General features: G+C 67.7%; 10 protein-coding genes. 8 read left to right on the forward strand and 2 right to left on the reverse strand.

The features are described from left to right. Positions 1-85: 85 nt before the first annotated feature. The 8 genes from VSO01S_RS18480 (at position 86) to VSO01S_RS27750 (ending at position 5,042) form a co-directional block, all read left to right on the forward strand. Positions 86-553, forward strand: a complete 468-nt coding sequence (locus tag VSO01S_RS18480) for a MarR family winged helix-turn-helix transcriptional regulator (RefSeq protein WP_068644280.1) — start codon at positions 86-88, stop codon at positions 551-553. Between the two features lie 52 nt (positions 554-605). After that, the gene (locus VSO01S_RS18485) at positions 606-1,034 is read left to right on the forward strand and encodes an organic hydroperoxide resistance protein (RefSeq protein WP_068644281.1); all 429 of its coding nucleotides are present in this window, start codon (positions 606-608) and stop codon (positions 1,032-1,034) included. A gap of 22 nt (positions 1,035-1,056) precedes the next feature. After that, complete coding sequence (locus VSO01S_RS18490) at positions 1,057-1,410, forward strand: DUF1304 domain-containing protein (protein ID WP_174544743.1); 354 nt, start codon at positions 1,057-1,059, stop codon at positions 1,408-1,410. Between the two features lie 100 nt (positions 1,411-1,510). After that, on the forward strand, positions 1,511-2,629 hold the full coding sequence (locus VSO01S_RS18495) for a DUF2855 family protein (RefSeq protein WP_068644283.1): 1,119 nt from the start codon (positions 1,511-1,513) through the stop codon (positions 2,627-2,629). Between the two features lie 31 nt (positions 2,630-2,660). Beyond that, positions 2,661-3,692, forward strand: a complete 1,032-nt coding sequence (locus tag VSO01S_RS18500; protein WP_068644284.1) for a serine/threonine protein kinase — start codon at positions 2,661-2,663, stop codon at positions 3,690-3,692. A 57-nt stretch (positions 3,693-3,749) separates the two neighbouring features. Then, positions 3,750-4,382 (forward strand): nucleotidyltransferase domain-containing protein, encoded by a 633-nt coding sequence (locus VSO01S_RS18505; protein ID WP_068644285.1) that lies wholly within the window; start codon positions 3,750-3,752, stop codon positions 4,380-4,382. Next, the gene (locus VSO01S_RS18510) at positions 4,330-4,779 is read left to right on the forward strand and encodes a DNA-binding protein (RefSeq protein WP_068644286.1); all 450 of its coding nucleotides are present in this window, start codon (positions 4,330-4,332) and stop codon (positions 4,777-4,779) included. The genes VSO01S_RS18505 and VSO01S_RS18510 overlap by 53 nt, the downstream gene beginning before the upstream one ends. A 110-nt stretch (positions 4,780-4,889) precedes the next feature. Then, on the forward strand, positions 4,890-5,042 hold the full coding sequence (locus VSO01S_RS27750) for a hypothetical protein (protein ID WP_153305307.1): 153 nt from the start codon (positions 4,890-4,892) through the stop codon (positions 5,040-5,042). 49 nt (positions 5,043-5,091) lie between these two features. Here the strand turns inward: VSO01S_RS27750 and htpG are convergent, their stop codons facing one another. Next, on the reverse strand, positions 5,092-7,002 hold the full coding sequence (gene htpG / locus VSO01S_RS18515) for a molecular chaperone HtpG (RefSeq protein ID WP_068644287.1): 1,911 nt from the start codon (positions 7,000-7,002) through the stop codon (positions 5,092-5,094). 163 nt (positions 7,003-7,165) lie between these two features. Further along, the gene (locus VSO01S_RS18520) at positions 7,166-7,522 is read right to left on the reverse strand and encodes a hypothetical protein (RefSeq protein ID WP_068644288.1); all 357 of its coding nucleotides are present in this window, start codon (positions 7,520-7,522) and stop codon (positions 7,166-7,168) included. Positions 7,523-7,791 lie beyond the last annotated feature (269 nt).

Raw genomic sequence — 7,791 nt, forward strand, 5'->3', positions numbered from 1 at the left:
CCGGATCCTTTCAACCCTGCCTCGTGCAGGGTTTGCTTACACAAATACTTTGCACGCAATTTAATTTTGCGCCATACTTCGCCCCATGCCGAGCACCAAGTCCACGCCAGCCGCCAACGCCGAGCAGATGCTGCGGCTGGACAACCAGCTGTGCTTCGCCATCTATTCGGCCTCTTTGGCCATGACGCGCCTGTACAAGCCGCTGCTCGACCAGCTCGAACTCACCTACCCCCAATACCTTGTCATGCTCGTGCTGTGGGAGCAAGACGGGCTCATGGTGTCCGAGCTGGGGCAAAGGCTTTCGCTCGACTCGGGCACCCTCACGCCGCTGCTCAAGCGGCTCGAAGCTTCCGGCTACGTCACCCGCGTGCGCGACGCGCAGGACGAGCGCCGGGTCCACATCCACCTCACCACCGCCGGGCGCCGGCTCAAGGCCCGCGCCGCCAAGGTGCCGGCCTGCCTCATCAACGCCAGCCAGTGCTCGCCGGGCGAGCTGGTGGCCCTCACCCAGCAGGTCCAGCAGCTGCGCGAGCGCATCCAGGCTGCCGCTTGAATTCCGCTTTCCCCTCCCGCCAACCCTCCTACCTCAACCCAAAGGAAGTCCCATGACCACCCCTCTCGACAAGGTTCTCTACACCGCCCAGTCCCACACCACCGGTGGACGCGACGGCGGCGCCGGCAAGTCCAGCGATGGCGCGCTCGACGTCAAGCTGAACCCGCCCGGTTCCGGCAAGCCCGGCACCAACCCCGAGCAGCTGTTCGCCGTGGGCTATTCCGCCTGCTTCATCGGCGCCATGAAGGCCGTGGGCCCCAAGGTCGGCGTGAAGGTGCCGGAAGACGTGGCCGTCGACGCCAGCGTCTCGCTCGGCCCGACGAACGGCGGCGCCGCCTACGGCATCGCCGTCAAGCTGGCCATCTCCCTGCCCGGCCTGGACGCCGACGCGAAGAAGAAGCTGGTGGACGCCGCCCACGTGGTGTGCCCCTACTCCAACGCCACGCGCGGCAACATCGACGTCGACCTGGTCATCGCCTGATCGGCAGGCCCGGCCCGTCATGTTGAAGCTTCTCGCCCAGGCCGCCGTGCTCCTCGTCGCCGTGGAGCACGTGTACATCCTGGTGCTGGAAATGTTCCTGTGGAACAAGCCGGCGGGCCTGAAGGCCTTCGGCCAGTCGCAGGAGATGGCCGACGCCACGAAGGTGCTGGCCGCCAACCAGGGGCTGTACAACGGCTTCCTGGCGGCCGGCCTCTTCTGGGGCCTGGTCACGCAGAACCGGGAGTTCATGCTGTTCTTCCTGGCCTGCGTCCTGGTCGCCGGCATCTACGGCGGCCTCACGGCGGCACGCAAGATCCTCTTCGTGCAGGCGCTGCCGGCGGCAGTAACCATCGCCCTGGTGCTGGCCGCGGGCTGAGGCCTGGCGCGTCGCCTGCGCGACGGCGGACACGCCTTCGTCATCGCGCAACGGCCTCATCTGCGCTAACTTGCGCTCCCGTTCACCAGGAGCAGCGCACATGCCCACCACCGAACTGCTGATCGCGCATGACGAACTCACGCGCACCCGCCTTCGCACGCGCGAGGACACGCCGCTGGCCCCCGGCCAGGTGCGGGTGCGCATCGACCGCCTGGCGCTGACCAGCAACAACGTCACCTACGCCGGCTTCGGCCATGCCATGCGCTACTGGGACTTCTACCCCAGCGGCGAAGCGGGCTGGGGCATCGTGCCCGTGTGGGGCTTTGCCGACGTCGTGCAGTCGCTGCACCCGGGCGTGGCGGTGGGCGAGCGGCTGTACGGCTTCTGGCCGGCCGCCACGCATGCCGTGCTCGCGCCGGCGCGCCTGTCGCCCGAGCGCTTCGTCGACGGCGCAGAACACCGCGCGGCGCTGCCCGCGGTCTACAACCAGTATTTCCGCACCGCGCACGATCCGCTCTACCGGGCGGACAACGAAGCGGTACAGGTGCTGCTGCGGCCACTCTTCATCACCTCGTGGCTGATCGACGACCACCTGGCGGACAAGGATTTCTTCGGCGCACGCGATGCGCAGGGGCGCGCCACCGTCATTCTTTCCAGCGCCTCGAGCAAGACCGCCTACGGCACCGCCTGGGCGCTGTCCCAGCGGCCGGGCGTGCAGGTCGTGGGCCTGACCTCGGCGGCCAACGTCGATTTCTGCGAGAAGCTCGGCTGCTACCACCGCGTGCTGCGCTACGACGCGCTGCACGAGCTGCCGGCCGACACGCCCTGCGTGTTCGTGGACTTCGCGGGCGGCGGCGAACTGCGCCGGGGCATCCACACGCGCTTCACCGCCCTGGCGCACAGCCTGGCCATCGGCAGCACCCACCTGGGCGAAGTGGCGCCGGCCGGCAGCGGCAAGGGCCTGCCGGGCCCGCGCATGGTGTTCTTCTTCGCGCCCGACCAGATCAAGAAGCGCATCGGCGAATGGGGCGCGGAAGAATTCGGGCGCCGCATGGCCGCGGCCTGGCAAGCCTTCTGCGCGCGCGTGCTGGATGCCGGCGCGCCCTGGATGCGCGTGGAGACCGCGCGCGGCGCCGACGCACTGGCCACCACCTGGACCGCGCTGGCCGCCGGGCAGCTGGACCCGCGCGCGGGCCACGTCATCGAGCTGGGCGCCTGAGCCGGTTCGGGGCGGCGACAATGGCGCACTCATGTCCGCCACGCCCGATCCCGCCCTTGCCGCGCACCCTTACGAATCGCTCACGCCCGATGTGGTGCTGGACGCGCTGGCCACGCTCGGCCTGCACGGCGACGGCCGGCTGCAGGCGCTGAGCTCCTACGAGAACCGCGTCTACCAGATCCACCTGGAAGACCGGCAGGTGGTGGTGGCCAAGTTCTACCGGCCCGGGCGCTGGAGCACCGGGCAGATCCTGGAAGAGCATGCCTTTTCGCGCGAGCTGGTGGCCGGCGAGGTGCCCGCCGTGGCGCCGCTGGAGCTGAACGGCGCCACCCTGCACCAGCATGCCGGCTTCGAATTCAGCGTCAGCCCCTACCGCGGCGGCCGCGCGCCCGAGCTGGACGATTTCGAGGTGCTGGAATGGATCGGCCGCTTTCTCGCGCGCATCCACACCGTGGGCGCTGCCAGGCCCTTCGAGGAGCGCCCCGTGCTGGACCTGCAGAGCTTCGGCATTGCCTCGCGCGATTGGCTGCTGCAGGGCGACAAGATTCCGCTCGATGTGCAGCGCGACTGGGAAATCGCCTGCACCCAGGCGCTGGAGATGGTCGCCGCCACGGCACTGAGTGGCGACGCAGACAAGATGGGCGAGCTGCGCCAGCTGCGACTGCACGGCGACTGCCACCCCGGCAACATCCTGTGGACGCCCACCGACCGGCCGGACGGCGGCCCGCATTTCGTCGACCTGGACGACGCGCGCACCGGCTTCGCGGTGCAGGACCTGTGGATGCTGCTCTCAGGCGACCGCGCACAGCGCACCGGCCAGCTCTCGGGCCTGCTGGACGGCTATGAGCAGTTCCGCAGCTTCGACCGGCGCGAGCTGGCCCTGATCGAGCCCTTGCGCACCCTGCGCCTGATCCACTACAGCGCCTGGCTGGCGCGGCGCTGGCAGGACCCGATCTTCCCGATCAACTTCCCGTGGTTCGGCAGCAGCGACTACTGGAAGGGGCAGATCCAGATGCTGCAGGACCAGTGCGAGGCGATGGCGGAAGAGCCTCTGTACTGCTAGCGCGGGCAGGCGAGGCCCCTTGCCATGTGTCGCCTTAAAGGCGACAATCGTTGCCTAATGAGCAACACCTCATCGTCATTGATGGACCTGCTGTTTCCCGGCATTCGGCAACGGGTGCTGGCCGTGCTGCTGCTCGAGCCGCAAGCGGCGTTCCATCTGCGCGAACTGGCGCGACGCACCGGCACGCACGCCGGCACGCTCGCGCGCGAACTCGAAAAATTGAGCCAGGCCGGATTGCTGCTGCGCACCGAGCAAGGCAACCAGGTCCGCTACCAGGCCCAGCCGACCCACCCCCTGTTTGCCGAACTGGCCTCCGTCTTTCGCAAGACTCACGGCGTGGTGCCCGCGCTGCGCGAGGCCCTCGCGCCGCTGGATGCGCAGATTCGACTCTGCCTGGTCTTCGGCTCCATGGCGCGCGGCACGCCGTCGGCAGGCAGCGACGTCGACGTGCTGGTTCTTGGCAAGGTAGGCTTCGCCGAACTGGCACAGGCACTCTTTCCTTTGCACGCAACGCTGGGGCGCGAAGTCAACCCGGTGCTCTACACGCCCAAGGAGTTTGCGGACCGCGCGCGGCACGGCGATGCCTTTGCCCGCGACGTCCTGGCCAAAGCAAAACTATTCGTGAAGGGGGAAGAACATGAGCTTGCAGAACTTGTTGGCGATCGGTCGGTTGCAAGAACACACGACTGACGCAGCGGGCATTGCCAAGCTGTTGCAGGCCGCACGGCGCAACCTGGCGGATGCACGCATTGCCCAGGTGAGTCCAGACAACCGCTTCGATGCGGCCTACAAATGCATCATGCAATGCTCCATGCTGGGCTTGTGGGCCAGCGGCTACCGCACGTCGACCAGCCAGCCCGGCCATCATCAGACCGCCATCCAGAGCCTGGGCCTCACCATGGCAGTGGACCAGCGGCGGATCATCGTCCTGGACGCATTGCGGCGGCAGCGCAATGTCAGCGACTACGAGGGAGATCCGGTATCGAGCGCCGTACTCGAATCGTGCATTGCCGAAGCCACGCAATTGCTGGCACACGCCGAGCAATGGCTTGGCACGCAACATCCCGACTTGATGCGCGGCAGCTGATACCGAAAAGGCTCCACAGCCCACGACCACGCGCCCCGTTGGCCTTGTCCGACGCATGGCCAGAAAAGGCCGCCGTAGATTGGCAGGCAACGCCTTCGAAGGAGCCCGCCATGATCCGCAAGCTCGCCTCCGGCGAATACCGCCTCTACTCGCGCAAGGTCGATCCGCGCACCGGCAAGCGCCGCAACCTCGGCACCTTCGGCTCGCGCGAGGCGGCCGAAAAACACGAGCGCGAGGTGCAGTACTTCAAACGGCACGGCTGATAAAAAAGGCCGCGCAGTGCGCGGCCTCCTGGGAACGATCGGCCTGTGATCAGGCCAGCAGCGCGTTCACGCGGCGCACGTAGGCGGCAGGGTCCGCCGGCAGGCCGCCTTCGGCCAGCAGCGCCTGGTCGAACAGGATGTTGGCCAGGTCGTCGAAGTGGGCGGAAGCCTCCAGCTTCTTCACCAGCGGGTGCTCGGCGTTCACTTCCAGCACCGGCTTCACCTCGGGCACCGGCTGGCCGGCCTGCTTGAGCATGCGGGCCAGCTGCGTGCTCATGCCGCCGTCCTTCACCACCAGGCAGGCGGGCGAGTCGACCAGGCGCGTGGTCACGCGCACGTCGTCGGCCTTGTCCTTGAGCGCTTCCTTGAGCTTGTCCAGCACCGGCTTGAAGGATTCGGCCGCTTCCTCGGCCGCCTTCTTCTCGGCCTCGTCCTGCAGCTTGCCCAGGTCCACCGAACCCTTGGCCACGCTTTGCATCGGCGTGCCGTCGAACTCCTGCATGTAGTTCAGCGCCCACTCGTCCACGCGGTCGGTCATCAGCAGCACTTCGATGCCCTTCTTGCGGAAGATCTCGAGCTGCGGGCTGTTCTTGGCCGCCGCCAGCGTGTCGGCGGTGATGTAGTAGATGGCCTCCTGGCCTTCCTTCATGCGGGCCTTGTAGTCGGCCAGGCTCACCGTCACCGTGTCGGTGGTGCTGGAGGCAAAGCGAAGCAGCTTGGCAATGCGCTCCCGGTTCGCAAAGTCCTCGCCCAGGCCTTCCTTGAGCACCGCGCCGAACTCGGCGTAGAACTTGCCGAACTTGGCCTTGTCCTCATCGCTTTCACCTTCCTTTTCCTGGCGGGCCAGGTCTTCCAGCATCGAGAGCACGCGCTTGGTGCTGCCTTCGCGGATCGCCTTCACGTCGCGGCTTTCCTGCAGCAGCTCGCGGCTCACGTTCAGCGGCAGGTCGGCCGAGTCGATCACGCCCTTGACGAAGCGCAGGTAGCTGGGCAGCAGCGCCTCGGCGTCGTCCATGATGAACACGCGCTTGACGTAGAGCTTGACGCCCGAGGCGCGCTCGCGGTTCCACAGGTCCATGGGCGCCTTGGCCGGGATGAACAGCAGCTGCGTGTACTCGGTGCTGCCTTCCACGCGGTTGTGGCTCCAGGCCAGGGGCGCCTCGAAGTCGTGCGAGATGCCCTTGTAGAACTCGATGTACTGCTCGGGCGTGATGTCCTTCTTGGGGCGGGTCCACAGGGCGCTGGCCTTGTTGACGGCCTCCCATTCGCCGGTCTTGACCATGCCGCCCGGCTGGTCATTCTCGCCTTCCTTCCACTCTTCCTTTTCCATGAGGATCGGCAGGGAGATGTGGTCGGAGTACTTGCCGATGACGGACTTGAGCTTCCAGGCGTTGAGGTATTCCTGTGCGTCTTCGCGCAGGTGCAGGATGACGCTGGTGCCGCGCTCGGCACGGGTGATGTCTTCCACCTCGAAGTCGCCGGCGCCGGTGCTGGTCCAGCGCACGCCCTGGTCGGCGGGCAGGCCCGCGCGGCGCGACTCCACCACGATCTTGTCGGCCACGATGAAGCCCGAATAGAAGCCCACACCGAACTGGCCGATGAGCTGGGCGTCCGCCTTCTGGTCGCCCGTCAGGCGGCTCATGAAGTCCTTGGTGCCGCTCTTGGCGATGGTGCCCAGGTGGTCGATGGCCTCCTGGCGCGACATGCCGATGCCGTTGTCGCGGATGGTGAGCGTGCGGGCCTTGTCGTCGAAGGAGACGTGCACCGACAGCTCGGGCTGGTCTTCGTACAGGGCGCTGTTGTTGATGCCCTCGAAGCGCAGCTTGTCGCAGGCGTCCGACGCATTCGAGATCAGCTCGCGCAGGAAGATTTCCTTGTTCGAGTAGAGCGAGTGCGTGACGAGGTGCAGGAGTTGGGCGACTTCGGCCTGGAAGGGAAGTTTGCTGGTTGCGCTGGTCATGTCTTCTTGAAAACTGGAAAGGTCTGCGGACGGCGCGGGCCTCCGTTTCCCCGGGAGGGGAACCGGTCAGGCCCGCGCACGGTGCCACCCAGATGGTGGCGGGCGCGACATTTTCAACCGTTTTCAAGCGCCGGAAGCCGCAGCCCCCGGGTTGGGGGGCCGTTCAGCTGCCCGACTTCGTGGGCGCCGGCGCCGTCGAGCTGCCGATGCCCTCCGAGCCGGCGCCCCCGTGGGCGCGCGCCGCAGCCAGTGCGCCCTGGTCGGCCTCCGACGTGCTGCTGCTCGGATTGGTCGGCGCCGCCACGGTCGACGTGCCCGTGCCTTCGGACCCGGCGCCGCCGTGCGCCCGCGCCGCGGCCAGGGCGCCCTGCTGCACCTCGGGCTTCTCGGGCGAATTGAGGGTGAGCGGGCGGTAGTCGCCGCCGTCGCTGTTTTTCTGCTGGGCCAGGGCGCTCGCGCTGCCCAGGGCGGCAAAGGTGCCTAGCACGCCGATGGCGGCGAGTCGAATCGAATTGCGCATGGTGGGTCTCCTTGGAACCCGCACCGGCGCGCCGCCGGCGTGCAGCGGTGGGGTCCTGAAGGCCACTCTAGGCACCCATTCTGAGGCGACGATGAGCGAAAAATGAGGTGGGCGTGAGCAAGGCGGCGGCCGCCGTCGGCGGCTGTCGGACACCGCCCCTCAGGCGGCGGCTGCGACCCCGCCCAGGCCTCCCAGGCGGACCTGCGCCACCAGCCCCGGCCCGTCCTCGCGGTTGCGCAGCTCGATCTGCAGGCCGTGCCGCCGGCCCA

This window comes from Variovorax soli NBRC 106424 (genome assembly GCF_001591385.1).
GTDB classification, from domain to species: domain Bacteria; phylum Pseudomonadota; class Gammaproteobacteria; order Burkholderiales; family Burkholderiaceae_C; genus Variovorax; species Variovorax soli.